This is a genomic window from Bradyrhizobium sp. USDA 3262 (genome assembly GCF_054060035.1).
In genome coordinates this window covers 2,015,541-2,039,651 of the sequence record NZ_JBSSCT010000001.1, presented here as the reverse complement: position 1 = coordinate 2,039,651, position 24,111 = coordinate 2,015,541, and the positions used below count along the sequence as shown (strand labels likewise).

Below are 24,111 nucleotides of genomic sequence, written 5' to 3'. Positions count from 1 at the left end.
CCCTCCGTGCTCTCATGCGGCATGGCGCTGCGCGGAGGCGGCCTCGACGCCGGCGATCCAGCCGGCCACAGAGCGGCCGATCGCCTCCGGATGATCCTCCTGCAGATAATGCGCGCCCGCGCCGAGTTGAATGACCGTGCAATGCGTGAGCGTCTTGGCGAATTCGGCGGCAAAGGCCGGTGACACCAGTGCCCCGGGCGACCCAACGAACAGCAGCTTCGGATAGGTCGATGCCGCGAGCGCGGCATGCGCCGCCGTGAGCGCCTGAGTAACGTCGGCCGGCTCGCCCGCGATCGGCAGTTCGCGCGGCAGCATCAAGGTCGGCTTGCGGCTCTCGCGCGTCGCAAACGGCGCGCGGTAGGCGGCCATCTCCTCCTCGCTGAGCGTGCGCAGGATCGAGCCGGGCAGCACGCGTTCGACGAACGCATTGTTATCGAGGATCATCGCCTCGCCCACGCCCGGCGTGCGGAATTTCCGGAACGTCTCCCGCGCGGCGTCGTGCTGGTGGAAGTCCGACCAATCGCGCATCGGGCGGATGAATTCCATGAAGGCGAGCCCGCGCACCAGTTGCGGACGGCGTGCCGCGAGGTGGAAGGCGAGCGCCGTGCCCCAGTCCTGGGCGACGAGATAGGCCGAGGAGATGCCGAGCTCGTCGATCAGCGCGTCGAGATAGTCCGCCTGGTCGAAGAAGCGATAGCCGATGTCGGGCTTGCCGGATTGGCCGTAGCCGATCAGGTCGGGCGCGATGCAGTGCCCGACGGGGGCGACCAGCGGCATGATGTTGCGCCAGATGTAGGACGACGTCGGATTGCCGTGCAGGAACAGCACGTGCGGCGCGTCGCTGCGGCCGGTCTCGCGATAGGCCATCGTGCTTCCGAGCACGGCGCGATGATGCAGGCTGATATCGGCGGATATGGTCATGGCAACTCCTTGAACACGGTTTGGAATGCGATCGTCTTGAAACGCGTCAGCGCGGCTTCGCTGCGTTCGACCTTCATGCGCAGCATCGCGCCCTGCCAGGATGCGAGCAGGAAATCGGCCAGCTGATCGGGATCGAAGTCGGAGGCGATCTCGCCCGTGGCCTGAGCCTCGGCGATGCAGGCCGCAAACGGCGCGCGCCATTCCCGGAAGATGTCGTCGAGCTGCTCGCGCAGCATCTCGCTCGAGCCCGACGCCTCGAGGCTGAAATCGCCGATCAGGCAGCCGCGGGTGAAGCCGTCATGCGCGAGCTTGCCGGTGATCAGATCGAGATAGCTTCTCAGCCTTTCGCGCGGCGTCAGCGTCGTGTCGCCGAGGGCTTCCGCGACCAGGCCGCGCACATAGAGGAAGTAGCGGTCCAGCACCTCGGACGCGAACAGCTCCTTCGAGCGGAAATGGTTGGTGAAGGAGCCCTGCGGCGCACCGGCGGCGACCGTGACGTCGCGCACGCTGGTGCCGTGATAGCCGGTCCGGAACATTTCCTTTAGGCCGGCGTCGAGGATGGCATCGCGGAGAGAGGGTTTTGGCATGGGCGGAATTTAATACGTACGTACGTATTGATGTCAAGCGCTAAAATGAATGCGGCTCGACCTGCGCTTGGCGAGGCCGCTCAGGCCTGTCGGATCAGGAGATTGAGGTCAGCTCGCGGGCTTGCTGCGCGAAACCACCCAGTCGCGCAGCCAGGAGCCGATCGCGCAGCCGACGAGATAGAGCGCGAACATGACCAGGAAGAGGTCGAGCCAGTAGCCGAACCGGCCGGGCACGATCCGCGCGAACGACGCCGCCACCAGCGCGGCGGCGAGCAGTGCCAGCCAGCGCATCCAGACCTTCGAGACGCCCTGCGCCCGATGCACCACCGCGATCCAGCCCATGCAGAAGCCGAGCAGCGCCGCGCCGAGCAGCCAACCCCAGAAGAATGTCGCGAGCACGGTCATCGCTACTTCACCACGAATTCGATGCGGCGGTTCTGCGCCTTGCCGTCTTCACTTTCGTTGCCGGCCAGCGGCTGCGTGCTGCCGTAGCCGATCGGCGTGAAGCGGCTGGCGGGCAGACCGGCGCGCACGAGGTAATCCACCACGGCCTGCGCGCGCCGCTCCGACAGCGCCTGGTTGGCGGCCTCCTCGCCGTCGCTGTCGGTATGGCCGGCGATCTCGATCGTCGCATTGGGGCAGCGCAGCGCGGTCTCGATCAGGCGGTCGAGCAGGCCGGCGGAATCCGGCACGATGTCGGCTTTCCCCGACTCGAAGCGAATCTTGCCCTTCGAGAGGATTTCGGAAAACAGCTGCTGGCACACCGTGGGATCGACCGGGGCCGCCGCCGGCTTGACCGTGACCTCGGCCTTGTACTGCCAGCCCTGCGGAAAATCCTTGCCGAGCCCGTCGCGGATCTGGCCGGCGGCGGCATCGTAGAGCGCATCGCCCGACAGCTTCACCTCGCGGTCCGACACCACCAGCGTTCCGGTCGACAGCCGCGACAGCGCGCCGAGCGCGGGCACCACCGCGGCCGCAAAACCCGACGGCGCGCCGATGCTGGCCTTGAGGTTGTCGACCACCTTCTCGCTGAAGAACTTGCGGCCGGCGGCAGCGACCAGCGCGGCATGCACGTTGTTGTCGGGGACGTAGCCGGTCAGCGTCAGCGTCACCGCGACCGGGTCCTTGTAGGCCTGGAACACGTAAGGCGGCGCCTTGATGTCGTTGGCGGCGATCGAATAGCCTTCCGGCAGGTTCTTCAGCGCCGCGGCGACCGCTTCGCGTCCGCCGAGCTCGCGCGCCATGCCGGCGAGATTGACCTTGTTGTCGGTCAGCGTGATCTTGCCTTCCTTCAGCTTGCCGATCTGGTCGAGCAACAGCAGCGCCGCCGCGTCGAACCGCAACGGCGCGCCGCGGGCGAGCACCATCTGATCCACCACCTCGACACCGCCGAGACTGGCCTTCGCGGCCTCGGTCAACTTGCCCTTGCTCGACGGCAGCGGCGCATTGCCGCCGAGCGTGACCCGCACCACGTCGCGTTCGGCGGACCAGACAAAGGGCTTGGCTTCGGGAACAAGGCGGGTCTCGTCGTTCACCAGCCGCACGCCGGGCACAGCTTCGACCGACGCCACCGCGCTGAGGCGGCCGTCTTCGGAGAAGGCGTTGGCCGCGAACGTCACGTCGCGCCCGTCGACGCTGATGCGGCGCTTGTCGAGGACAGTGTCCTTCAGTGCGGTATTAGAGCGCGCGGCAAGGTCCGCTTCGACCGTTGTGGTGCTGGTCCAGGCCGCAATACCCCAAAGCACGACCAGTGGAATCACCCCCGGCCACCACTTGCTACTCCACTTGAAAAGTCCGTGCATTCAGCGTCCTGCGGGGTCGGGAACCAGAGAGAAAACAAACCCTTGGCTGACTGTCAAACCCCAAATGACGCCCATGGCGGGGGCGCCATGTCGGACCGGGATAACAGTTTCTTCAGTGGTCTTTCGCTAAGTTTGCCGCGGAATGCAAATCGGCCGGCCCGCGCCCTCATGAAACAACTCCGCAACACCGTGATCCGTGCCGGCATGGAGGCGTTGTATTTCTCGGGTGCGCATATCCTGCTGCGGCCGATCTTCGCCGGCGTCGGCGCCATCTTCATGCTGCATCACGTCCGCCCGCGGCGCGGCGATGCGTTCCAGCCGAACCATCATCTCGAGGTCACGCCGGACTTCCTGCGCGCGATGCTGACGCATCTGCGCGCGCTCGACGTCGACGTGATCAGCATCGACGAGGCGCATCGCCGTCTCAGCGAACGGAATTTCGCGCGACGCTTCGCCTGCTTTACCTTCGACGACGGCTATCGCGACAACCGCGATTTCGCGCTGCCGGTGATGCGCGAGTTCGGCGCCCCGTTCACGGTCTATGTCGCGAGCGATTTCGCCGAGGGCTGCGGCAGATTGTGGTGGATCGCGCTGGAGCGGGTGATCGCGGCGGCGTCCGCGATCGCGGTGCCGATCGACGGCACCATGACACGGATCGACACCGCGACACCGCAGGCCAAGCGCACTGCTTTCGGCCGCATGCACGACTGGCTGCGTTCCCTGCCCGGCGAGCAGGAGATGCAGGCCGAGATATCAGCGCTGTGCGCCCGTCACTGCGTCGACGAGACCGGCATCGCGCGCGAGCTCTGCATGTCCTGGGACGAGTTGCGCGGCTTTGCCGACGACCCGCTGGTGACGATCGGCGCGCACACCATCACCCATTGCAATCTCGCCAGGCAGAGCGAGACCATCGCATCGTTCGAGCTCGCGACCAGCCGGGCGCGGATCGAGGATGCGCTGCAGCGGCCGGCATTGCATCTCGCCTATCCCTATGGCGACCGGATCGCCGCCGGGCGGCGTGAATTCGCCCTCGCCCGGTCGATCGGCTTTCGGACCGCGGTGACGACGCGGCCGGGCATGCTGTTTCCCGAAAGCGCCGACCATCTGACCGCCCTGCAGCGGGTCTCGCTGAACGGCAATTACCAGGACGCGCGCCTGCTGCCGGTGCTAACATCAGGCGCAGCCACCGCGGTGTGGAACGGCTTTCGCCGCATCGACGCGGCGTAACGCGTTTCCCGTTTCCATCCCGACTCGACGCAACCCAATTTCGGTCTGACTTCCCCTTCCCCCTGAAAGGGGAAGGTCGGGATGGGGGTCAGCCACAAGCGACGGTGTCTGGGGAGAGAGCAGATCCCCACCCGCTTTGCTCTGTCGAGCAAAGCGACCTCCCCTTTTCAAGGAGAGGTACCGATCCCTCCCCTCTCCTTGACTCGATCCCCGGCCGCGCCCAGAACCACTGGCAACGCAATGGAGGAGCGCATGTTCAAGGATCTGTTTTCGCTGAAGGGCCGCGTCGCATTGGTGACCGGGGGATCGCGCGGCATCGGCAAGATGATCGCGGCCGGCTTCCTCGCGCAGGGTGCCGCCAGGGTCTACATCACCGCGCGCAAGGCAGGTCCCTGCGAGGCGACCGCGCAGGAGCTGTCCGCCGCCTATGACGGCGAATGCATCGCGCTGCCGATCGACATCTCGACCGTCGAGGGCTGCGAGAAGCTCGCGGGCGAGATCATCAAGCGCGAGCCGAAGCTCGACATCCTCGTCAACAATGCCGGCGCGGCTTGGGGCGCGGACTTCGACGAATTCCCGGAGAGCGGCTGGGACAAGGTGATGAACCTCAACGTCAAGTCGATCTTCTTCCTGACCAAGGCGCTGGCCAAGCCGCTGCGCGCGGCGGCGACGCACGACAGGCCGGGCAAGGTGATCAACATCGCCTCGATCGACGGCATCTTCGTCAACCCGATGGAGACCTATTCCTATGCCGCGAGCAAGGCCGCGGTGATCCATCTGACGCGCCGCATGGCGACCCGCCTGGTCAAGGACAACATCAACGTCACCGCGATCGCGCCCGGCGCCTTCAAGTCGGACATGAACCGCGCCGCGCGCGACCACGCCGACGAGGTCGCCAAGCGTGTGCCGGCGAAGCGCGTCGGTACCGACGAAGACATGGCGGGCACCGCGATCTACCTCGCCTCGCGCGCCGGCGACTATGTCGTGGGCAACACCATCGCGGTCGATGGCGGCGTGGTCTACGCGACGGCAGGACTGGAGATCGCGGGGTAGCGATTGCCTGCTCTCGACTAAGGAAAGGGGTGAGTCCGAGACCTTTTCGGCTCACCTCTCTCCGGCCTCTTCAAAGGAGAGAAATCCTCAGCCGACGGCTGATAACGGAAAGGCCGCCAACGGCGGCGGTTAGTCTATAGATTTGAATATGCCGATAACCGACTTTATGGGCGCCATAGTCGCGTGCCTGATCGCTGATGGTTACGATCCGACTGACATTAAAGAGTTGGCCGACGAACTTCGACAGATCGCTATTGAGCATCCTGATTTTGTCGAACGGTATGACAGAGCGCTTGCAGCGCGCGATGCAGGAGAGATCGAGCGGCTATGGTTTCAGTGCCAGCTAATTCTACGGTCCTGGGGTAGCCTGCGCATCAACGCGGTAACGAAGCGTCTGCATGTTGGACACAGCAGCCAATCCTACCCGTTGTTTCCGCGCATCTTCCAAGTTTGGCCCGCAAAACGAGATTCGCACTGAGTGATAAGAACAACCCATTTCTAAAGGCTCGACGCGAACGCATCGACGAGCCGATCGAACGCGTCGGCTCTTTCCCATTGCGTGGCGTGGCCGGCACCGTCGACCAGTTGAACCTGGCCACGCCACAATGTCGGCGCCGTCAGCCGTTGCAGATAGCCGAGATCGACCATCTGCTCCTCGCTGCCATGCGCGATTGCCAGCGGAATTCCGCGATTGCGCCCGGCGCCTTCAAGTCGGACATGAACCGCGCCGCGCGCGACCACGCCGACGAGGTCGCCAAGCGCGTGCCGGCGAAGCGCGTCGGACGAGGACATGGCGGGCATCGCGATCTACCTCGCCTCGCGCGCCGGCGACTATGTCGTAGGCAACGCCATCGCGGTCGATGGCGGCGTGGTCTACGCGACCGCGGGGCTGGAGATCGCGGGCTAAGCGGCCGCGCGACCGACCTACAGCAAAGGCTCCGCCGAAGGGCGGGGCTTTTTTTTGTCGCTGGCTCACCTGCTTCCATAGGCGCATGTCATTCAAATGCATTACATTGGATGCGAGTGAAGGAGGATCGCTATGGCTTCGAATGCCCTGGTCCAGACCCGCATCGATGCGGACGTAAAGGAAAAGGCCACCGAGGTTCTGGAGAACACGGGTCTCACGGTATCCGACGCCGTGCGGATTCTGCTGACACGCACGGCCAATGAAGAAATGCTTCCACTGGAGCTCGTGAGCAACAGCCAGGCTTACGACAGCTGGTTTCGCGAGAAGGTGCACCAGCCGTTAGCGGATACCCGGCCCGGTCTCGATGATTCCGAAGTCGAAGTGCATTTCGCGCAACGCCGCGCCGCCGCGCTTCTAAAAGCGACAGGGCGTAAGCGGTGAAACTCGTCTGGTCGCGCTGATCGCGACGACATTTTCAGCTACATCGAGGCCGAGAATCCTCGTGCGGCGGTCCATGTTGACGAACAGATTGCCGATGCTGCGCGGCGCCTGCTCGACTTTCCTGACAGTGGCGGCCCGGGCGTGTCGCCGGCACGCGCGAGTTGGTCATCCCGCGCACACCTTATGTCGCGGCGTACCTTGTCGACGGTGAGACCGTTCGTATCTTGCGCGTGATTCACGGCGCGCAGATGTGGCCCGACGAACTTACAAATGACGATTGAGGCCGGGCTCCGTACCGGCATCTGATCAAAAAAGAAAGGGACGAGCCCGGGACCTTTTCGGCTCGCCCCTTCCTGTTCTCTCCCTGCGGAAAGAAACCGTTAGGTCACGATGCGATTCTCACATCACGACCTAATCTGTCGCTTGAGCATGATCTCTTCGGAAAACCGCTTCACACTTTTCCGGATCATGCTCGCGCCGATCAGCTCTCGATCCTCACATATTCGAAGTCGCCGGGCTTGTTGTCGATGCCGACCTTGGGCGCCGAGATCCACGAGGCGAACTCGCCCGGTTCGGTCACCGGCTTCATCAGCGAGGCGATGAAGTCGCCGTCCGCGGTCGACGGCAGCCAGTCGTTCTTGCGCTTGGCCCAGGTGGCGTCGTCGATCAGCAGGCCATCGGGCGTCGCATGGACGTCCTTGAACTCGCCGATCTGGCGGTGGAAGGCGGTGTTCGGCACCGCGAGCTTGTAGTCGATGCCCGCGGTCGAGATCACCTTGTTCCAGCGCAGCATGCCCTTGACGCAGTCCTGCGTGTAGTCGTCGCGCAGCCGCATGTTGAGCGCGGTCAGCGCCGGCTCGTCGACCATCTTGATCTGGCCGTCCACCATCTTCATGACCGGATAAGTCGAGCTCTTGAGCTGGTGGTCGTCGTCGATCGTGGTCTCCTTGTAGCGGCCCTTGATGCCGGCGTTGAAGGCGTTGGCCGCGTTGGTCGACACTTCCGAGCCGAACAGGTCGAGCGACAGCGAATAGTGCAGGTTCAGCTTCTTCTGGATGGTCGGCAGATCGATCACGCCGAGCGCGCGGATCCTGGCGATGTCGTTGGGATCGGTGATGCCGGCTTCCTTCATCGCATCGCAGGTGCGCTGCACGACGCGGGTGATGCCGGTCTCGCCGACGAACATGTGGTGGGCTTCCTCGGTCAGCATGAAGCGGCAGGTGCGCGACAGCGGATCGAAGCCCGACTGCGCCAGCGAGTGCAGCTGCATCTTGCCGTCGCGGTCGGTGAAGTAAGTGAACATGAAGAACGACAGCCAGTCCGGCGTCGCCTCGTTGAAGGCCCCCAACATGCGCGGGCTATCCGCGTCGCCCGAGCGGCGGCGCAACAAATCATCCGCCTCCTCGCGGCCGTCGCGGCCGAAATACTTCTGCAAGAGGTAAACCATCGCCCAGAGATGGCGGCCTTCCTCGACATTGACCTGGAACAGGTTGCGCATGTCGTAGAGCGAGGGCGCGGTCTTGCCGAGATGGCGCTGCTGCTCGACCGAGGCCGGCTCGGTGTCGCCCTGGATCACGATCAGGCGACGCAGCATCGCGCGGTGCTCGCCGGGGACTTCCTGCCAGGCTGGCTTGCCAAAATCCTCGCCGAACGGGATGACGCGGTTCTCTTCCTGCGGGGCAAGAAGAATGCCCCAGCGATATTCGGGCATCCGCACGTAGTCGAACTTGGCCCAGCCGCGTGGATCGACCGAATAGGCGGTGCGCAGATAGACGAGCGATTCCTGGAAGCCGTCCGGACCCATGTCGCTCCACCAGTCCATGTAGCCGGGGTGCCAGCCCTCCAGGGCTTTGAGCACCTGGCGGTCCTCGGCGAGATTCACGTTGTTCGGAATCTTGGTCGAGTAATCGACGTTCATGATGTTCATGCTCATGGCCGTGCTCCCTTAAACCCTCGTCATGTCGAATTGCGCCTTCTGGCCGGTGCCGTAGCGGCGCAGCGCGCCGTCCTCACCGACCGCGTTCGGCCGCTGGAAGATCCAGTTCTGCCACGCGGTGAGGCGGGAGAAGATCTTCGATTCCATGGTCTCGGGGCCGACGAAGCGCAGATTGGCTTCCATGCCGGTGAGGCCGTCGGGCGAGAACGAGGTGCGCTCCTCGAAGAACACGCGGACCTCGTCGTCCCAGTCGATGTCGTCGAGCGCGAAGGTGACGAGGCCGAGCTCCTCGGCCTCCTCCGCGTCGAGCGCCTTGCCGATCGAGCCTTGCGCGCGCTCCAGATCCGACGGGTCGGCCTGGAAGCGCGATTGCAGCCGGGTCAGGCCGTGGCTCATCGGATAGGGCCCGAAGTTCATCGCCGTCAGCTCGATCGCCGGCGGCGGACGGTTGTCGCCCTGCTTCTGGCCGATCAGCATGTAGGAGCGGTCGGCGGCGAACACGAGTTCGGCCAGCGTGCCGACGAAGCAGGAGCCGGGCTCGACCAGCGTCACCAGCGTGCGCGAGGTGACGTCGATGCGCTTGAGCACGCGCTTCCAGTAATGCCTGACCTCGTTGACCAGCCAGTGCGCCTTGTTGGCCTCCAGGAACGCGTCATAGGACACGACATTGGCGCGCTCGCCATGGCTCTTGAACACCAGCATCGCGATCTCGAGCTCGTTGATGCGCAGATGCAGGATCGCGTCATCGAGCTCGCGGGCGACCTGCAGCGGCCAGAACGTCGGCCCTTGCGCGATCATGCCGTCGATGTCGGCGGGCGCTGCGGTCTCCGGCGCCTTGATCGAGATGGTGGCGATGCGCGCCGCGCGATCGATGTCGACGCTGACGAAGGCGTAGCGGATGGCGCTGTCGTCGATGGTGCGCGTCAGCGGCGCCAGCGCGATGCCTTTGCCGGCGCCGTTGCGCTTCGACTTCGCGGCGAATTCCTTGACGCGCTCGGCCAGCTTGCCCTCGAGCTTGGAGTTCGGCGCGATCTCGTCGACCAGGCGCCAGGAGACGGCGCGCTTGCCCTTGATGCCTTCCTCGATGGTGCAGAAGAAATCGGCGTGGTCGCGGCGCACCTTGCGTTTGTCGACGACGCGGGTGAGGCCGCCGGTGCCCGGCAGCACCGCGAGCAGCGGCACTTCCGGCAGCGCAACGGCGGCGGCACCGTCATCGGCCATCATGATGTGGTCGGTCGCGAGCGCGAGCTCATAGCCGCCGCCGGCCGCGGTGCCGTTGACGACGGTGATGAAGCTCTGGCCGGAATTCTCGCTGGAGTCTTCCAGGCCGTTGCGGGTCTCGTTGGTGAACTTGCAGAAGTTGACCTTGTGGGCATGGGTCGAGCCCGCCAGCATGCGGATGTTGGCGCCGGCGCAGAACACGCGGTTCTTGCCCGAGCGCATCACCACGACCTTGACCTCGGGATGCTCGAAGCGCAGCCGCTGCACAGCGTCCGCAAGCTCGATGTCGACGCCGAGGTCGTAGGAATTCAGCTTGAGCTGGTAGCCCTCGAACAGGCCGGCGTTCTCGTCGACGTCCATGGTCAGCGTCGCGACATCGCCGACAACGTCGAGCTTCCAGTGCCGGTAGCGCGACGGATCGGTCTGGAAGTCGATGTACTTCGCCCCGCCTGCAAGGACGCGATCGTCACCAGCCATGGGCCACCCTTATCTGTTGTCTTGCTGTTGTTCGTTTGAAGGTTCGTCGTCGAGGTCTTCATGCACAATAATGCATGTTTTTGATCCGGTCTAGTTCAAAACGCAAAAACATGCATTTTGTTTCATGTCCGCGAAATTCATTGGCTCGGCCAGTGGCCTGGCACCGGCACCAAAGGTCAGGCCGCCAGTGCCGGGTCGTCGCGGAGCGCCGCCCTGGCGAATTCGGTGACCGCCTCGAGCGTGACCGCGGGCGCCTCGCGATGCGGCGAGTGGCCGGCGCCAGCGATGGCCACGACGTCGACCGGGCAGTAGCACTCGTCCTGGGCGATCTCGACCTGGCGCATCGTGCCGTACTCGTCAGCCGCGCCCTGCACGATCAGCACGGGCACGCGGATATAGGCGAGATAGTCGGAGATATCCCAATCGCGGAATGCCGGATCGAGCCAGGCGCCGTTCCAGCCATGGAAGGCGTTGTCGACGTCCTTGTGCCAGCGCGCCAGCTTCTCCTTCAGGTTGGTGGTCTCATACGCCGTCTTGATCTCGGCGATCGACTTCACCGAAATGTCCTCGACGATGAAGTGCGGCGCCAGCAGTGCCAGACCGTGCAGGCGATGATCCTGATGCGCGCCGGCATAGATCGCGGCAATCGACGCGCCGTCGGAATGACCGAGCAGCAGGCCGCGGCGGAAGCCGATCCGGTCGAGCAGCTTCGGCAGCACGTCGAGCGCCTCGCGATGCATGTAGTCGACCGGACGCGGCAGCTTCGCCGGCGACGAGGCGCCGTAGCCTGATCGCGAATAAACGAACACGCCGGCGCCGGTCGTCGCCTGCAGCTTCTCGGGGAAGTCGCCCCACAGCCCGACGCAGCCGAGGCCTTCATGCAGCATCACGATGGTCGGCGCCACATCCGGCGAGGGACCGATCATGCGGTATTCGAGCTCGGCGCCGTCGATGCTGAGGAAGCCTGTGGGGTTTAGATTCGTCATGATCACGATAAGCCTTCCTCACTCGTCGTCCCGGCGAAGGCCGGGACCCATACGCCGAGGCCTTCGTTTTGAGAGATGCTGTTCAACGGCTTTCGCACAACAACTAACGCCTGTGGTTATGGGTCCCGGCCTTCGCCGGGACGACGTGGGGAGCTAGTGCTCGTGCTCCCGCAACTTGAACCGCTGGATCTTGCCGGTCGCGGTCTTCGGCAGATTGTCGACGACGTCGATCCAGCGCGGATATTTCCACGGGCCGATCTTCTGCTTGACGTGCTCCTTCAGCGCCTCGTGCAGGCCGGCGGCTGAACTGTCGGGCCGCAGCACGACATAGGCCTTCGGCTTGAGCAGGCCTTCCGGATCCGCCTCCGGCACCACGGCGGCTTCCAGCACCGCGGGATGGGTGATCAGCGCGCTCTCGACCTCGAACGGCGACACCCAGATGCCGGAGACCTTGAACATGTCATCTGCGCGGCCGCAGAAGGTGTAACGGCCATCGGCATCGCGCGTGTATTTGTCGCCGGTGCGGGTCCAGGCGCCCTCGAAGGTGGCGCGGCTCTTGGCGCGTTGATTCCAGTAGCTCTCGCCGGCCGAGGGCGCATCGACCAAGAGCTCGCCGACCTCGCCGTCCGCGACGTCGGCACCGAGCTCGTTGACCAGCCGCACCTTGTAGCCGGGCACCGGACGGCCGGACGAGCCGTATTTGATGTCGCCGGGCGCATTCGACAGGAAGATGTGCAACAGCTCGGTCGAGCCGACGCCGTCGAGGATGTCGACGCCGAACCGCGCGCGCCAGGCATTGCCGACCGATTCCGGCAATGCCTCGCCCGCCGAGGTGCAGACGCGCAAACGATCGCCGCCGGACTGCGCCTTGGTCGCTTCGTCGTTCAGCATCGCCGCGAACAGGGTCGGCACGCCGAAGAAGATGCTGGGATGATATTTGTTCATCAGCGCGAACATCACGGCCGGTGTCGGCCGTTCGGAGTTCAGCACCGTGGTGGCGCCGACCGACATCGGGAAGGTCAGCGCATTGCCGAGTCCGTAGGCGAAGAACAGCTTTGCCGCCGAGAGGCCGACATCATCCTCGCGGATCCCGAGCACCTGTTTCGCGTAGGTCTCCGCGGTCGCCGCGAGATTGGAATGCAGATGGCGCACGCCCTTCGGCATGCCGGCCGAGCCCGACGAATAGAGCCAGAATGCCGGCTCGTCGGCATGGGTCGGCGCGGTCGCGAACACGTCGCTCTCGCGCGCGATCTCGTCGGACAGCTTCTTGTGCCCGTGCGCATCCTTGCCGGAGACCACGACATGCTCGAGGTCGGGCATGCGCGCGATGATGTCCTTCACCACCGGCAGCAGCGCCTCCGACACGAACAGCACGCGCGCCCGGCAATCGCCGAGGATGTAGCCATACTGCTCCGCGGTCAGCAGCGTGTTGAGCGGCACCGGCACCACGCCGGCGCGGATCGCGCCCAGGAACACGATCGGGAAATCGACCGTATCAAGCATGATCATGGCGACCCGCTCTTCGCGGCGGACGCCGAGCCGGCGCAGCATGTTGCCGACGCGGCGGGTCTGCTGCTGCAACTGGCCATAGGTGATTTGCGACACCGTATCGTCGAACACGACCTTGTCGCCGCGGCCTTCATCGACGTTGCGGTCGAGCAGCCAGGAGACCGCGTTGTAAGTCATGCTCCGCTCCTCGGACCCGGACGTGCCACGCTTCCCTCTCCTGTGAATTTAAGAATTATAATTCATACAAAGCCACTACGTTGGCTTGCTGTCAATCCTTATCGGCACTATGTTTCCTAGAACATCGGTCTGATTCAGTCAGGACCGCGCGTCGCACAGGGATCATGACCGCAGCCAACGATCCGGAAACCGACTTCCTTGAGCAGCTCGGCCAGCGCGTGCGCACGATGCGCGCCCTGCGCGGCATGTCGCGCAAGGTGCTCGCCAAGGTTTCCGGCATTTCCGAACGCTACATCGCCCAGCTCGAAAGCGGCAAAGGCAATGTCTCGATCGTGCTGCTGCGCCGTGTCGCAGGCGCGATGGGGGCGCATCTCGAGGACCTGATCCCCTCCAGCGAGCCGGTGCCGGACTGGGCCGTGATCCGCGATCTCCTGCGCAAGGCGTCGCCGAACCAGATCGCGCAGGCCAAGGACATGCTCGCCGGCAGCAGCCCGCTGGCGCCACGCCGCGCCTCCTTCTCCGGCATCGCGCTGATCGGCCTGCGCGGCGCCGGCAAGACCACGCTCGGCCGGATGCTGGCGAAGAAGATCGGCTGGAGCTTTGTCGAGCTCAACAAGGAGATCGAGGCGCAGAACGGCCTCTCGGTCGCCGAGATCATCGCGCTGTACGGCCAGGAGGGCTTCCGCCGCATGGAGCAGGCCGCGCTGACGCAGCTGCTGGCGCGCAAGGAATTGATGGTGCTGGCGACCGGCGGCGGCATCGTCTCCGAGGCGTTGACCTTCGACCTGATCCTGTCGTCGTTCTACACGATCTGGCTGAAGGCCGAGCCGGAAGAGCACATGGCCCGCGTCCGCCGCCAGGGCGATCTGCGCCCGATGGCCGACGACCGCTCGGCGATGGCGGAATTGCGCAACATCCTGGTCAGCCGCGAGCCGCTCTACGCCCGTGCATCCGCCGTGGTCGACACCGCCGGCCTCTCGGTCGACGCTGCCGCCGCGCGGCTGATCGATTCGGTGCGACCGGTGCTGCAGAACGAGGCGCGCTCGTTCGGGCTGCGCAGCGTGGCGCTGTAGGCGCACCACAACTCCTGCGTCACAACCGGTTTATCCCCTCATCCTGAGGAGCTTGCGCAGCAAGCGTCTCGAAGGACGAGGCCACTAGTCGGGCCTCATGGTTCGAGACGCGCTTCGCGCTCCTCACCATGAGGGACCTCCCACGCATTAAAACTACAGCAACCGGCTCTTCACATCATCGGCGCCGTCGCGCAACAGCGGCAGGAAGCGGTCGATCAATTCCTGCATTGGCACGCGATCGACATGCGCGCCCATGTTGATCGCGGCGACAATGGTGCCGTCGTAGCGGTGCACCGGCACCGAGATGGAGCGGAAATGCGGCTCGGCCTCGCGATCGACCAGTGAGTAGCCCTGCGCGCGATCGGCGATGATGGTGGCGAGCAGCTTCTTCGGATCGGTGACGGTCTGCGCCGTCACCGGATCGCGGCGCATCGTCCTCAGCCGCGCCGCGAGCTCGGCATCAGTGAGCCGGCCGAGCATCGCGCGGCCGACCGAGGTGCAGAACGCCGGGAGCCGGTAGCCGATGTCGAGACCGGCGGAGAACACCCGGGTCGGGCTCGAGCGCGCGACGAACACGACGTCGTCGCCGTCGAGCAGTGCGAGCGAGGCGATCTCCTGCGCTGCCGTCGCGATGCGATCGAGCACCGGCTGCAGCACCGTCACCACCTGGTTGGATTGCAGGAACGAGCCCGCCAGCGTCAGCACATGCGGCGTCAGGGTGAACAGCTTGCCGTCGGTGGCGACGAAGCCGCCATGCGCGAGCGTGAACAGGATGCGGCGCGCGGTGGCGCGCGGCAGATCGGCGGCACGCGCCAGATCACTCAGCGTTGCCGGGCCGGACACGGTGCCGAACATCTGCAACAGGCGCAGGCCGCGATCGAGCGCCTCGACGAAATCGGTGGCGCGTTCGTCCTGGTCGGTCCGCTTCAGCTTGGGCATGGCGTTTTAGGTTGGGTTGCGGCTTTGAACGGTTCAAAAATTGCGCTTGCTGTCCGAAACAGACATGGCATAATTCGCACATTCGTTCAATAGGCGAACAAATCCAAATCCGGGAGACGCCGCCATGATGAGCCAGGAAGCGAACGATCTGATCACCCGCACCGGGCGCAAGGACCCCTGCGGCAGACTGATGCGGAGCTACTGGCAGCCGGCGGCACTGGTCGACGAGCTGGAAGGACCGCGCCCGGTTCGGCCGGTGCGGCTGCTCGGCGAGAACCTGGTGCTGTTCCGCGGTGAGGACGGAAGCTACGGGCTGATCGATCGCCGTTGCGCGCATCGCGGCGCCGACCTCGCCTTCGGCCGGCTTGAGAATGGCGGGCTGCGCTGCGCCTTCCACGGCTGGCTGTTCGACACGTCAGGCCAGTGCATCGAGACGCCGGCGGAACCGGCCGGCTCGCAGCTCTGCAAGGGCATCAAACAGCGCTCCTATCCCGTGGTCGAGAAGAGCGGCATCCTGTGGGCCTGGCTCGGCGAAGGCGCCCCGCCCGCCTTTCCGGAACTCGACTGCTTCGTCGCGCCCGGAAGCCACACGTTTGCGTTCAAGGGCCACATGAACTGCAACTGGCTGCAGGCGCTCGAGGTCGGCATCGATCCGGCGCACGCCTCCTTTCTGCATCGCTTCTTCGAGGACGAGGACACCTCGGCGGCCTACGGCAAGCAATTCCGTGGGGCCTCGGCCGGTAGCGACATGCCGATGACCAAGATCCTGCGCGAATATGACCGGCCGATCATCAATGTCGAGCACACCGAATATGGCCTGCGCCTGATTGCGCTGCGCCAGCTCGACGCGGAGCGCACCCATGTGCGCGTCACCAACCAGCTATTCCCGCACGGCTTCGTCATCCCGATGTCGACCGAGATGACGATCACGCAGTGGCACGTGCCGGTCGATGACGAGAATTGCTACTGGTATGCGATCTTCACCAGCTACGCGACGCCGGTCGACAAGCAGAAGATGCGCGACCAGCGGCTCGAGCTCTATACGCTGCCGGACTACAAGTCGCGCAAGAACAAGAGCAACGATTACGGCTTCGATCCGCACGAGCAAGCGACCGAGACCTATACCGGCATGGGCACCGACATCAACGTGCATGACCAGTGGGCGGTGGAATCGATGGGCCCGATCCAGGACCGCACCAACGAGCATCTCGGACAGAGCGACAAGGCGATCGTGCAGCACCGTCGCCTGCTGCGACAGGAGATCGAGAAGGTTGCAGGCGGCGAGAAGCCGATGCTGTTCCTCGACGACGCCTCCGCGCGCAGCATCCAGGGCCCGGCGACGATGGACGGCATCGGCCCGACCCAGGGCTGGGAGCTCTACTGGATGGAAGTCGACGTCAAGCGCCGCCGCGGCGCGCCATGGGCCGCCCCGGTGCCGAGCGAGATCGCCGGCAAGGTGCATCATCTGACGGCGGCGGAGTGATGATGGCTTCTGTCGCGCAGCGCAGCATCCTTCACCTCGCCCCGCCTGCGGGGAGAGGTCGGATTGCATCGCCAGATGCAATCCGGGTGAGGGGGTACAGGTCCATCGACAAATCGAGGTGGCGGAGAGAGCCCCTCACCCCAACCCTCTCCCCGCAAGAGCGGGGAGAGGGAGAGACAAAGGAGTGACGCGGTGAGCTTCGTCGAGCGTCATGGCCTGTGGTCGGATGAGCAGAAGGAGGCCGCACAACGCCTCCGCCGCATCGTCGAGGAAAAGAACCTCGAAGTCATCCGCCTGTCGTTCCCCGACCAGCATGGCATCCTGCGCGGCAAGACGCTGATCGCCGGCGAAGCGGTGCGCTCGCTGGAGGGCGGCTGCTCCATCACCACGACGATGCTCGCCAAGGACACCTCGCACAAGACGGTGTTTCCGGTGTTCACATCAGGCGGCGGCTTCGGCATGAAGGAGATGGAAGGCGCGGCCGACGTGCTGATGGTCGCCGATCCCACCACGTTCCGCGTGCTGCCCTGGGCTGACAACACCGGCTGGCTACTCTGCGACCTCTATTTCAGCGACGGCCGGCCGGTGCCGTTCGCGACCCGCAACCTCTATCGCAAGGTGCTCGATCAGCTCACCGGCCGCGGCTACGATTTCGTGGCCGGCCTCGAGGTCGAATTCCATCTGTTCAAGCTCGACGACGCCCACATGGCGCCGGAAGACGCCGGCCAGCCCGGACAGCCGCCGTCGGTCAGCCTGCTGTCGCACGGCTATCAATACCTCACCGAGCAGCGCTACGACCTGATGGAGCCGGCGCTCGAGATCATCCGCCGCGACATCATCGCGCTCGACCTGCCCTTGCGCACGGTCGAGGTCGAGTTCGGCCCGAGCCAGTGCGAATTCACCTTCGCGCCGACTGTGGGTCTTGCGCCCGCCGACACCATGGTGCTGTTTCGTTCGGCGGTGAAGCAGATCGCGCGCCGCCACGGCTATCACGCGACCTTCATGTGCCGGCCGAAACTGCCGAACGTGTTCGCCTCGGGCTGGCACCTGCACCAGTCGCTGGTATCGCGCGCCAATGGCGAGAACGTCTTCATGGCGAAGGAGACGGGCGAGCCGCTCAGCGCGCTCGGCCGCGCTTGGCTCGCCGGCCTGATCGAGCACGCGCGGGCCTCGACCGTGTTCACGACGCCGACCATCAACGGCTACAAGCGCTACCGCTCCTATTCACTGGCGCCGGACCGCGCGATCTGGGGCCGCGACAACCGCGGCGTGATGATCCGCGTGCTCGGAGCGGCCGGCGATCCGGCGACCCGTCTGGAGAACCGGATCGGCGAACCCGCCGCCAATCCCTATCTCTACATGGCTTCGCAAATTCTATCCGGCCTCGACGGCGTCGACCGCAAGCTCGACCCCGGCCCGTCCGCCGACACGCCTTACGAGACCAAGGCCGCGCTGTTGCCGAAATCGCTGCGCGAGGCGGTGTTCGCCCTCAACGACGATCCGTTCTTCCGTCAGGCGCTGGGGCCGGAGTTCGTCGACTACTACGTCTTCATCAAGAACGCGGAGATCGAACGCTTCCAGGCCGAGGTGTCGGACTGGGAGCACCGCGAATATTTCGAGATGTTTTGACGGAAGCGTCGGCGCAGGCGCCCCCGCCGCTCTACAGCATGATCCGGAAAAGTGTGAAGCGGTTTTTCCGAAAAGATCATGCTCAAAGAAGGAGCTAAAGCGCGATGACGATTCAACCCAATCTCATCGCGCTTTAGACGCTTGCAAGGTGAGCCGCAACGGCCGCTTCGTTCCATTCCAGACCGACACCAGGCGTGTCGGGAATATGCAAAAGACCATCCTTGATTTCATATGGCCGTTCGAGAATCGGATCGGCCCAGTCCTGCCATTCCAACCAATGGGCGGTCTCGGTTGCGCGCATGACGTGAGCGGCAACTTCCGGATAAAGATGCGTTGAGATGGGGATACCCGCCGCGCCGGCGATCGCAGCCGCGCGCATCCAGCCTGTCACTCCGCCGATGCGCATGAAATCCGGCATCACCAGGTCGCAAGCCCTCTTCGCGATCGCCTTATGCATCTCCCTCGGACCATAGAAGTTCTCCCCGATCTGGATCGGCGTCTTCAGCTCCGCCGCCAGTTGGGCGTGTCCGTCGAGATTGTCATAGACGACAGGCTCTTCGATCCAGTCGAGGCCATAATCATCGATCGCATGGCACCGCTCGATGGCTTCGGCGAGATTTAGCCCCTGGTTGTAGTCCACCATCAAATGCATGCGATCGCCGACGGCTTTTCGAACGGCGTCGAGGGTCGCCAGATCCTCGCGCGGATCGCTCCTGCCGAGGCGCAATTTCAGGGCTGAGAACCCTCCTTCGTCCCGCAATTCCAAAGCCTCGGCTGCGACGGCGGCTGGCTCCTTCAGCCAAAGGCCGTTGCTATTGTAGGATCTCACGGCGCCGACCGTCGCCCCCAACAGCACGCACAGCGGCTTGTTTGCGGCTTTCGCCAACGCGTCCCACGCGGCCATGTCGAGGCCCGACGCCGCGATCATCGACAATCCCTCATAGCCGACAAAGTGAAGCGATTTGCGCGCCGCCGCGAACAGCTCGACAGGCGCCACGCTCCGACCTCTGAGCAATTCGCCGAGATCATGCAACGCGGGGACCAGATAGCGCAGCGATTTCACGATATAGGGCTCGAGATAGCCGCGCCCGACGATGCCCTCCTCGGTCACCAGATCGATGAGGACGAGCGGCCACTCCGATATCGTGACAATGCGCGCGACCACGGGCCGCTTCAGCTTGATCACCACCGGACGAGCTTTGATCTCTCTGAGCGTCAATGAATCGGGCATGGCAATTGCTTTCGCAGCGCGAGGAAGCTGACTGGCGCGGGCCGAGAAATCCCGGAAAGCCATTCCAATTGGTTTTTCAACCGATGTAAATTCACTACCCGGTATATTTAAGAGGGTGACTGCATGGCGCGATCTGCAGAACCGACCCGGCGGCGCATCCTTGCGGCCGCATACGTCCTGTTTCGCCAGCGCGGATACAGCCGCGTGAGCATGGACGAGATCGCATCGGCGACGAGGGTTACGAAGCGCACGCTCTACAATCATTTTCAAAGCAAGGATCAGCTGCTCGCCTTCGTGCTCGAAGCCCAGAACGAACTGGCCCTGGCTGCGTTCGCGACGTTTGGCGACAAGCTGTCCGGCTCGCCGGCGGCGATCATCGACGGCCTATTCCGCGACCTCGCGGTCTGGGCGGACAGGCCGCGATGGGCCGGCTCGGGATTCACCAGGCTGGTCATCGAGCTCGCCGATCTCCCTGGGCATCCCGCACGCGCAATTGCGCGCCGGCACAAGGCCTTGCTCGAAACCCATCTCGGCGCGCTGCTGAAGCGGGCCGGCGTCCGCGAGGCTGACCGCCGCGCACGCGAGATCTGGCTGCTGTCCGAGGGCGCGATCTCCCTGATGCTGGTGCACGGCGACCGCGCCTATGCAGCAGCAGCGGCCGACGCAGCGAAACGACTGCTGCGGGGCTCTTCACGGTAAGCCGCGGCAGCCCGCCTCTCTGATCCGTCATCCTGAGGAGCGCCAACGGGTCCGCGCGAAGCGCGGCCCGATGACAGGCTCCGCGCGTCTCGAAGGATGCACGGCCACCAGCCGGGCCATCGATCCTTCGAGACGCCTGCTACGCAGGCTCCTCAGGATGACGGCGATACGGCAATGCTTGCTGCTCAAATCCCGAGATATTTGTGCTGCAGATCCGGCTCGGCGAGCAGCTGTTCGCTGGTGCCGCTCCACACCGTGCGGCCGCGCTCGATGATGTAATGGCGATCCGCGATGCGGGCGAGGTTTCCGACGTTCTTGTCGATCACCAGTACCGACTGCCCGCGTCCCTTCAGCATCGACAGACAGCTCCAGATCTCGTCGCGGATCAAAGGCGCGAGGCCTTCGGTCGCCTCGTCGAGGATCAGCAGCTTCGGATTGGTCATCAGTGCGCGGCCGATCGCGAGCATCTGCTGCTCGCCGCCCGACAGCGTGACGCCCATATTGCCTGACCGTTCGGCGAGCCGCGGAAACAGCGCATGGATCTTGTCGATGGTCCACGGATCGGAGGCACCGAAGCGATTGCCTGACGCGGCGACGAGATTTTCGCGCACCGTGAGGTTCGGGAAGATCTGGCGGCCTTCCGGCACCAGGCCGATGCCGAGCTTGGCGATCTTGTAGGACGGCAGGCCGCGCACCGCCTCGCCGGCGAAGCGGATGGCGCCTGATCGCGCCGGCGTCAGGCCCATGATCGAGCGGATCGTCGTGGTCTTGCCCATGCCGTTGCGGCCCATCAGCGCGACCATCTCGCCCGACTTGATCTGGAGCGACAGGCCGAACAGCACCTGGCTCAGCCCGTAGCAGGTCTCGATCGCGTCGACTTCGAGCAAGGTATCAGCGGTTCTGGTATCAGCCATCCTGGTCTCAGTCATGGCGCGTCACCGCATGCTGTTCGCCGAGATAGGCGCGCTTGACCTCGTCATGCTTGCGGATCGCATCCGGCACGTCGCAGGCGATGACGCGGCCATAGACCAAGACCGTGATGCGGTCGGCGAGCGCGAACACCGCCTCCATGTCGTGCTCGACCAGCACGATGGTGACTTCCTTGCGCAGCTCCTTCAGCAGCGCGACCATCCGCGCCGATTCGGTGACGCCGAGCCCGGCCATCGGCTCGTCCAGCAGCAACAGCTGCGGCCTGGTGGCGAGCGCGACCGCGAGCTCGAGCTCGCGCTGCTCGCCATGGCTCAATTGCGACACCACAATATCGGCGCGCGGGCCGAGGCCGACGCGCTCGAGCGCCGCGCGCGCGGACTCGCGCAGATGCCGCTCCTTGCGCGCATTGCCCCAGAAGTGGAACGAGTGGCCGTCATGCGCCTGCGCCGCCAGCGCGACATTGTCGATCGCGGAGAAATCCTTCAGCAGCGAGGTGATCTGGAACGAGCGCGCCAGCCCGAGCCGGCTGCGCTTGTAGGACGGCAGGTTCGTCACGTCGCGGCCGGCGAAGCGGATGGCGCCGGAGTTCGGCATCACCTGCCCGGTGAGCTGGCTGATCAGCGTGGTCTTGCCGGCGCCGTTGGGGCCGATGATCGCGTGCAGCTCACCTGGCACCACCTCCATCGAGAGGTTGTCGGTCGCGGTGATGCCGCCGAAGCGGCGGACCAGGTTGTCGACGCGGAGCAAGGGATCAGGCAAGGAATCAGCCACGGCGCATCCTCCCGAGCAGGCCCATGATGCCGCCGCGCGCGAACAGCACGATCAGGAGCAGCACCGGGCCCAGGATCAGCCCCGAATATTCGGTGAACTGCGACAGCAGCTCCTCGAGCAGGAGATAGACGATCGCGCCGATGACGGGACCGAACAGCGAGCCCATGCCGCCGAGGATCACCATCACCATGAGGTCGCCGGAGCGGGTCCAGTACATCACCGCGGGGCTGACGAAATCGGTGTTGTTGGCAAGCAGCGCGCCGGCCAGGCCACAGATCGTGCCTGATATCACGAAACAGACCAGGCCGTAGCGATTGGCATGGAAGCCGATTGCCTGCATGCGCTGCTCGTTGGAGCGGACGCCCTGCACCACGAGGCCGAAGCGCGAATTGACGATGCGCCAGATCAGATAGAGGCCGCCGAACAGGCAGGCCAGGCAGAGGTAATAGAACTGGTTGCGATCCGACAGGTTGATCAGACCGGCGAAATCGCTGCGCTTGTAGACGGTGAGTCCGTCGTCGCCGCCGTAGCGCGACAGCGCGGAGGCGATGTAATAGGCCATCTGCGCAAAGGCCAGCGTGATCATGATGAAATAGACGCCCCGGGTGCGCAGTGACAGCGCGCCGATCAGCAGCGCAAACAGCGCCGAGACGGCGAGCGCCACCGGCCACTGGATGAAGCCGGAGCCGATGCCCTCGGCGGCGAGGATGCCGACGGCATAGCCGCCGATGCCGAGATAGGCGGCGTGGCCGAAGCTCATCATGCCGCCATAGCCCATGATCAGATTGAGGCTCGCGGCGGCGAGCGCGAAGATCACGATCCTGGTGAACAGCGTGAGGATGAAGATATTGCCCGTGACCGCCGAATAGAACGGCAGCAGGATCAGGGCGGCACACATCAGCGCCGCGACCGCATTGGAGACGTTGAGCTTACCCGTCATCGTTTGGCCGCCGGGAACAGCCCCTCGGGCCGCAGCACAAGGATGATGGCCATCAGGAGGTAGATCAGCATCGAGGACAGCGCCGGCGCCGCGGTGGACGCCGCCGCCCCGCTCAGCACCTTGCGCAGCAGGTCCGGCAGGAAGGCGCGGCCCATCGTGTCGATGATGCCGACGAAGATCGCGGCCATGAACGCGCCGCGGATCGAGCCGATGCCGCCGATCACGATGATGACGAAGGCCAGGATCAGGATGTTCTCGCCCATGCCGATCTGCACGGTGAGGATCGGCGCCTGCATCAGCCCGGCGAGACCGGCGAGCGCCGCGCCAAGGCCGAACACCAGCGTGAACAGCAGCTTGATGTTGATGCCGAGCGCCCCGATCATCTCGCGGTTGGAGGCGCCGGCGCGGATCAGCATGCCGATGCGGGTGCGCATCACGACGAGATAGAGCATCGCTGCGACCGCCAGCGCGACCACGATGATCATGAGGCGGTAGGCCGGATAGTAAACGCCGGGAATGATCTGCACCGGCACGGTGAGCCAGGCCGGCAGCGGCAGCGCGAGACCGGCCGGGCCCCAGATCAGCCGGACGGCGTCGTTGAAGAACAGGATCAGGCCGAACGTCGCCAGCACCTGGTCGAGATGGTCGCGGCCATAGAGATGCCTGAGCGCGACATATTCCAGCACGATGCCGAGCAACAGCGTGGCGCCCAGCGCCATCAGCGCGCCGAGCACGAAGCTGCCGGTCCAGGCCACGAAGGTCGCCGCGAAATAGGCGCCCATCATGTAGAGCGAGCCGTGCGCCAGATTGACGAAGTCCATGATGCCGAACACCAGCGTCAGCCCGGCCGCCAGCAGGAACAGCAGGAGACCGAATTGCAGGCCGTTCAGCAGTTGTTCGACGACGAGATACATCGTGAGGCTACGTCACCTTTAAATGAAACAGCGGCAGCGCGCATGCGCCGCCGCTTATACGGCTTGTTGCTCTCCCTCGCCCCGCTCTTGCGGGGCCGGGACGAGCAAAGCTCGCCCTGAGAGGGTTGGGGTGACGGGCTCATTCTGCGAACCGAATTCGCGGAAAGAGCCCCTCACCCAATCGCTTCGCGATTGACCTCTCCCCGCAAGAGCGGGGCGAGGTGAAGCGAAAGCAAGCCGCGCGCCAAAAAGACGCCC

23 protein-coding genes and 2 pseudogenes are annotated in these 24,111 nt (G+C 64.8%); 10 read left to right on the top strand and 15 right to left on the bottom strand.

The window, feature by feature from the left end; translation table 11 throughout:
- Positions 1-12: 12 nt before the first annotated feature.
- The 4 genes from ACVWYP_RS09390 to ACVWYP_RS09375 form a co-directional block, all read right to left on the bottom strand.
- Positions 13-921 carry a haloalkane dehalogenase gene (locus ACVWYP_RS09390; protein WP_304498441.1) on the bottom strand — a complete coding sequence of 303 codons (909 nt, stop codon included), beginning with the start codon at positions 919-921 and terminating at the stop codon, positions 13-15.
- Entirely contained in the window at positions 918-1,508 is a 591-nt protein-coding gene (locus ACVWYP_RS09385) for a TetR/AcrR family transcriptional regulator (RefSeq protein ID WP_304498440.1), read from the bottom strand. Before ACVWYP_RS09385 ends, ACVWYP_RS09390 begins: the two co-directional genes overlap by 4 nt.
- Positions 1,509-1,616: 108 nt before the next feature.
- Positions 1,617-1,913, bottom strand: a complete 297-nt coding sequence (locus ACVWYP_RS09380) for a hypothetical protein (RefSeq protein ID WP_028340517.1) — start codon at positions 1,911-1,913, stop codon at positions 1,617-1,619.
- 2 nt (positions 1,914-1,915) lie between these two features.
- Positions 1,916-3,310, bottom strand: coding sequence for an OmpA family protein (locus ACVWYP_RS09375; RefSeq protein WP_304498439.1), 1,395 nt, complete (start codon positions 3,308-3,310; stop codon positions 1,916-1,918).
- Positions 3,311-3,478: 168 nt separating this feature from the next.
- Here ACVWYP_RS09375 and ACVWYP_RS09370 point away from each other — a divergent pair, with 168 nt between their 5' ends.
- From ACVWYP_RS09370 to ACVWYP_RS09360, 3 genes are all read left to right on the top strand, one after another.
- A complete protein-coding gene (locus ACVWYP_RS09370) occupies positions 3,479-4,537 on the top strand; it encodes a polysaccharide deacetylase family protein (RefSeq protein ID WP_304498438.1) in 1,059 nt (352 codons plus the stop codon).
- Between the two features lie 252 nt (positions 4,538-4,789).
- Positions 4,790-5,590, top strand: a complete 801-nt coding sequence (locus tag ACVWYP_RS09365) for an SDR family NAD(P)-dependent oxidoreductase (RefSeq protein ID WP_028340514.1) — start codon at positions 4,790-4,792, stop codon at positions 5,588-5,590.
- Between the two features lie 148 nt (positions 5,591-5,738).
- Positions 5,739-6,068: a patatin-like phospholipase domain-containing protein gene (locus tag ACVWYP_RS09360; RefSeq protein WP_304498437.1), complete on the top strand. Its 330-nt coding sequence runs from the start codon at positions 5,739-5,741 to the stop codon at positions 6,066-6,068.
- Positions 6,069-6,088: 20 nt separating this feature from the next.
- Here ACVWYP_RS09360 and ACVWYP_RS09355 read toward each other — a convergent pair whose 3' ends face one another.
- Positions 6,089-6,238 carry a hypothetical protein gene (locus tag ACVWYP_RS09355; RefSeq protein ID WP_304498436.1) on the bottom strand — a complete coding sequence of 50 codons (150 nt, stop codon included), beginning with the start codon at positions 6,236-6,238 and terminating at the stop codon, positions 6,089-6,091.
- Positions 6,239-6,274: 36 nt separating this feature from the next.
- Here ACVWYP_RS09355 and ACVWYP_RS09350 point away from each other — a divergent pair.
- The 3 genes and pseudogenes from ACVWYP_RS09350 to ACVWYP_RS09340 all read left to right on the top strand — a co-directional run.
- A pseudogene (locus ACVWYP_RS09350) lies at positions 6,275-6,497 on the top strand (SDR family oxidoreductase); the annotation flags it as partial.
- 132 nt (positions 6,498-6,629) lie between these two features.
- On the top strand, positions 6,630-6,938 hold the full coding sequence (locus ACVWYP_RS09345) for a type II toxin-antitoxin system RelB/DinJ family antitoxin (protein WP_304498435.1): 309 nt from the start codon (positions 6,630-6,632) through the stop codon (positions 6,936-6,938).
- A 30-nt stretch (positions 6,939-6,968) separates the two neighbouring features.
- Positions 6,969-7,219: pseudogene (locus ACVWYP_RS09340) on the top strand (type II toxin-antitoxin system RelE/ParE family toxin).
- Between the two features lie 200 nt (positions 7,220-7,419).
- Here ACVWYP_RS09340 and boxB read toward each other — a convergent pair.
- From boxB to ACVWYP_RS09320, 4 genes are all read right to left on the bottom strand, one after another.
- Positions 7,420-8,871 (bottom strand): benzoyl-CoA 2,3-epoxidase subunit BoxB, encoded by a 1,452-nt coding sequence (gene boxB / locus ACVWYP_RS09335; protein ID WP_304498434.1) that lies wholly within the window; start codon positions 8,869-8,871, stop codon positions 7,420-7,422.
- Positions 8,872-8,883: 12 nt separating this feature from the next.
- Positions 8,884-10,572: a 2,3-epoxybenzoyl-CoA dihydrolase gene (gene boxC, locus ACVWYP_RS09330; RefSeq protein WP_304498433.1), complete on the bottom strand. Its 1,689-nt coding sequence runs from the start codon at positions 10,570-10,572 to the stop codon at positions 8,884-8,886.
- Between the two features lie 176 nt (positions 10,573-10,748).
- Positions 10,749-11,558 carry an alpha/beta fold hydrolase gene (locus tag ACVWYP_RS09325; RefSeq protein WP_304498432.1) on the bottom strand — a complete coding sequence of 270 codons (810 nt, stop codon included), beginning with the start codon at positions 11,556-11,558 and terminating at the stop codon, positions 10,749-10,751.
- Positions 11,559-11,711: 153 nt separating this feature from the next.
- Positions 11,712-13,244: a benzoate-CoA ligase family protein gene (locus ACVWYP_RS09320; protein ID WP_304498431.1), complete on the bottom strand. Its 1,533-nt coding sequence runs from the start codon at positions 13,242-13,244 to the stop codon at positions 11,712-11,714.
- A gap of 80 nt (positions 13,245-13,324) precedes the next feature.
- Between ACVWYP_RS09320 and ACVWYP_RS09315 the strand changes: the two genes are divergently transcribed.
- The gene (locus ACVWYP_RS09315) at positions 13,325-14,317 is read left to right on the top strand and encodes a helix-turn-helix transcriptional regulator (RefSeq protein WP_276325856.1); all 993 of its coding nucleotides are present in this window, start codon (positions 13,325-13,327) and stop codon (positions 14,315-14,317) included.
- Positions 14,318-14,470: 153 nt separating this feature from the next.
- On the opposite strand, the gene ACVWYP_RS09310 is transcribed toward ACVWYP_RS09315, so the two are convergent.
- Positions 14,471-15,256 (bottom strand): IclR family transcriptional regulator domain-containing protein, encoded by a 786-nt coding sequence (locus tag ACVWYP_RS09310; RefSeq protein WP_304498430.1) that lies wholly within the window; start codon positions 15,254-15,256, stop codon positions 14,471-14,473.
- A 124-nt stretch (positions 15,257-15,380) separates the two neighbouring features.
- Here ACVWYP_RS09310 and ACVWYP_RS09305 point away from each other — a divergent pair, with 124 nt between their 5' ends.
- Entirely contained in the window at positions 15,381-16,739 is a 1,359-nt protein-coding gene (locus ACVWYP_RS09305) for an aromatic ring-hydroxylating dioxygenase subunit alpha (protein WP_304498429.1), read from the top strand.
- 192 nt (positions 16,740-16,931) lie between these two features.
- Positions 16,932-18,368: a glutamine synthetase family protein gene (locus tag ACVWYP_RS09300; protein WP_304498428.1), complete on the top strand. Its 1,437-nt coding sequence runs from the start codon at positions 16,932-16,934 to the stop codon at positions 18,366-18,368.
- A gap of 133 nt (positions 18,369-18,501) precedes the next feature.
- Here ACVWYP_RS09300 and ACVWYP_RS09295 read toward each other — a convergent pair whose 3' ends face one another.
- Positions 18,502-19,662, bottom strand: coding sequence for an enolase C-terminal domain-like protein (locus ACVWYP_RS09295; protein ID WP_304498427.1), 1,161 nt, complete (start codon positions 19,660-19,662; stop codon positions 18,502-18,504).
- Between the two features lie 60 nt (positions 19,663-19,722).
- Between ACVWYP_RS09295 and ACVWYP_RS09290 the strand changes: the two genes are divergently transcribed.
- The gene (locus ACVWYP_RS09290; protein WP_028340504.1) at positions 19,723-20,298 is read left to right on the top strand and encodes a TetR/AcrR family transcriptional regulator; all 576 of its coding nucleotides are present in this window, start codon (positions 19,723-19,725) and stop codon (positions 20,296-20,298) included.
- A 185-nt stretch (positions 20,299-20,483) separates the two neighbouring features.
- Here ACVWYP_RS09290 and ACVWYP_RS09285 read toward each other — a convergent pair whose 3' ends face one another.
- Genes ACVWYP_RS09285 through ACVWYP_RS09270 form a run of 4 tightly spaced genes read right to left on the bottom strand, consistent with a single transcriptional unit; the run spans position 20,484 to position 23,853 of the window.
- Positions 20,484-21,212, bottom strand: a complete 729-nt coding sequence (locus ACVWYP_RS09285) for an ABC transporter ATP-binding protein (RefSeq protein WP_304498426.1) — start codon at positions 21,210-21,212, stop codon at positions 20,484-20,486.
- A gap of 7 nt (positions 21,213-21,219) precedes the next feature.
- Positions 21,220-21,987: an ABC transporter ATP-binding protein gene (locus ACVWYP_RS09280; protein ID WP_304500209.1), complete on the bottom strand. Its 768-nt coding sequence runs from the start codon at positions 21,985-21,987 to the stop codon at positions 21,220-21,222.
- Positions 21,988-21,991: 4 nt separating this feature from the next.
- The gene (locus ACVWYP_RS09275; RefSeq protein ID WP_304498425.1) at positions 21,992-22,939 is read right to left on the bottom strand and encodes a branched-chain amino acid ABC transporter permease; all 948 of its coding nucleotides are present in this window, start codon (positions 22,937-22,939) and stop codon (positions 21,992-21,994) included.
- Positions 22,936-23,853, bottom strand: coding sequence for a branched-chain amino acid ABC transporter permease (locus tag ACVWYP_RS09270; protein WP_018269575.1), 918 nt, complete (start codon positions 23,851-23,853; stop codon positions 22,936-22,938). The genes ACVWYP_RS09275 and ACVWYP_RS09270 overlap by 4 nt, the downstream gene beginning before the upstream one ends.
- Positions 23,854-24,111 lie beyond the last annotated feature (258 nt).

Excerpts from the sequence above, each read along its gene's own strand:
- ACVWYP_RS09390 (WP_304498441.1), bottom strand. The coding sequence starts at position 921 with ATGACCATATCCGCCGATATCAGCCTGCATCATCGCGCCGTGCTCGGA.
- ACVWYP_RS09385 (WP_304498440.1), bottom strand. The coding sequence starts at position 1,508 with ATGCCAAAACCCTCTCTCCGCGATGCCATCCTCGACGCCGGCCTAAAG.
- ACVWYP_RS09380 (WP_028340517.1), bottom strand. The coding sequence starts at position 1,913 with ATGACCGTGCTCGCGACATTCTTCTGGGGTTGGCTGCTCGGCGCGGCG.
- ACVWYP_RS09375 (WP_304498439.1), bottom strand. The coding sequence starts at position 3,310 with ATGCACGGACTTTTCAAGTGGAGTAGCAAGTGGTGGCCGGGGGTGATT.
- ACVWYP_RS09370 (WP_304498438.1), top strand. The coding sequence starts at position 3,479 with ATGAAACAACTCCGCAACACCGTGATCCGTGCCGGCATGGAGGCGTTG.
- ACVWYP_RS09365 (WP_028340514.1), top strand. The coding sequence starts at position 4,790 with ATGTTCAAGGATCTGTTTTCGCTGAAGGGCCGCGTCGCATTGGTGACC.
- ACVWYP_RS09360 (WP_304498437.1), top strand. The coding sequence starts at position 5,739 with ATGCCGATAACCGACTTTATGGGCGCCATAGTCGCGTGCCTGATCGCT.
- ACVWYP_RS09355 (WP_304498436.1), bottom strand. The coding sequence starts at position 6,238 with ATGGTCGATCTCGGCTATCTGCAACGGCTGACGGCGCCGACATTGTGG.
- ACVWYP_RS09345 (WP_304498435.1), top strand. The coding sequence starts at position 6,630 with ATGGCTTCGAATGCCCTGGTCCAGACCCGCATCGATGCGGACGTAAAG.
- boxB (WP_304498434.1), bottom strand. The coding sequence starts at position 8,871 with ATGAGCATGAACATCATGAACGTCGATTACTCGACCAAGATTCCGAAC.
- boxC (WP_304498433.1), bottom strand. The coding sequence starts at position 10,572 with ATGGCTGGTGACGATCGCGTCCTTGCAGGCGGGGCGAAGTACATCGAC.
- ACVWYP_RS09325 (WP_304498432.1), bottom strand. The coding sequence starts at position 11,558 with ATGACGAATCTAAACCCCACAGGCTTCCTCAGCATCGACGGCGCCGAG.
- ACVWYP_RS09320 (WP_304498431.1), bottom strand. The coding sequence starts at position 13,244 with ATGACTTACAACGCGGTCTCCTGGCTGCTCGACCGCAACGTCGATGAA.
- ACVWYP_RS09310 (WP_304498430.1), bottom strand. The coding sequence starts at position 15,256 with ATGCCCAAGCTGAAGCGGACCGACCAGGACGAACGCGCCACCGATTTC.
- ACVWYP_RS09305 (WP_304498429.1), top strand. The coding sequence starts at position 15,381 with ATGATGAGCCAGGAAGCGAACGATCTGATCACCCGCACCGGGCGCAAG.
- ACVWYP_RS09295 (WP_304498427.1), bottom strand. The coding sequence starts at position 19,662 with ATGGCTTTCCGGGATTTCTCGGCCCGCGCCAGTCAGCTTCCTCGCGCT.
- ACVWYP_RS09290 (WP_028340504.1), top strand. The coding sequence starts at position 19,723 with ATGGCGCGATCTGCAGAACCGACCCGGCGGCGCATCCTTGCGGCCGCA.
- ACVWYP_RS09285 (WP_304498426.1), bottom strand. The coding sequence starts at position 21,212 with ATGGCTGATACCAGAACCGCTGATACCTTGCTCGAAGTCGACGCGATC.
- ACVWYP_RS09275 (WP_304498425.1), bottom strand. The coding sequence starts at position 22,939 with ATGACGGGTAAGCTCAACGTCTCCAATGCGGTCGCGGCGCTGATGTGT.
- ACVWYP_RS09270 (WP_018269575.1), bottom strand. The coding sequence starts at position 23,853 with ATGTATCTCGTCGTCGAACAACTGCTGAACGGCCTGCAATTCGGTCTC.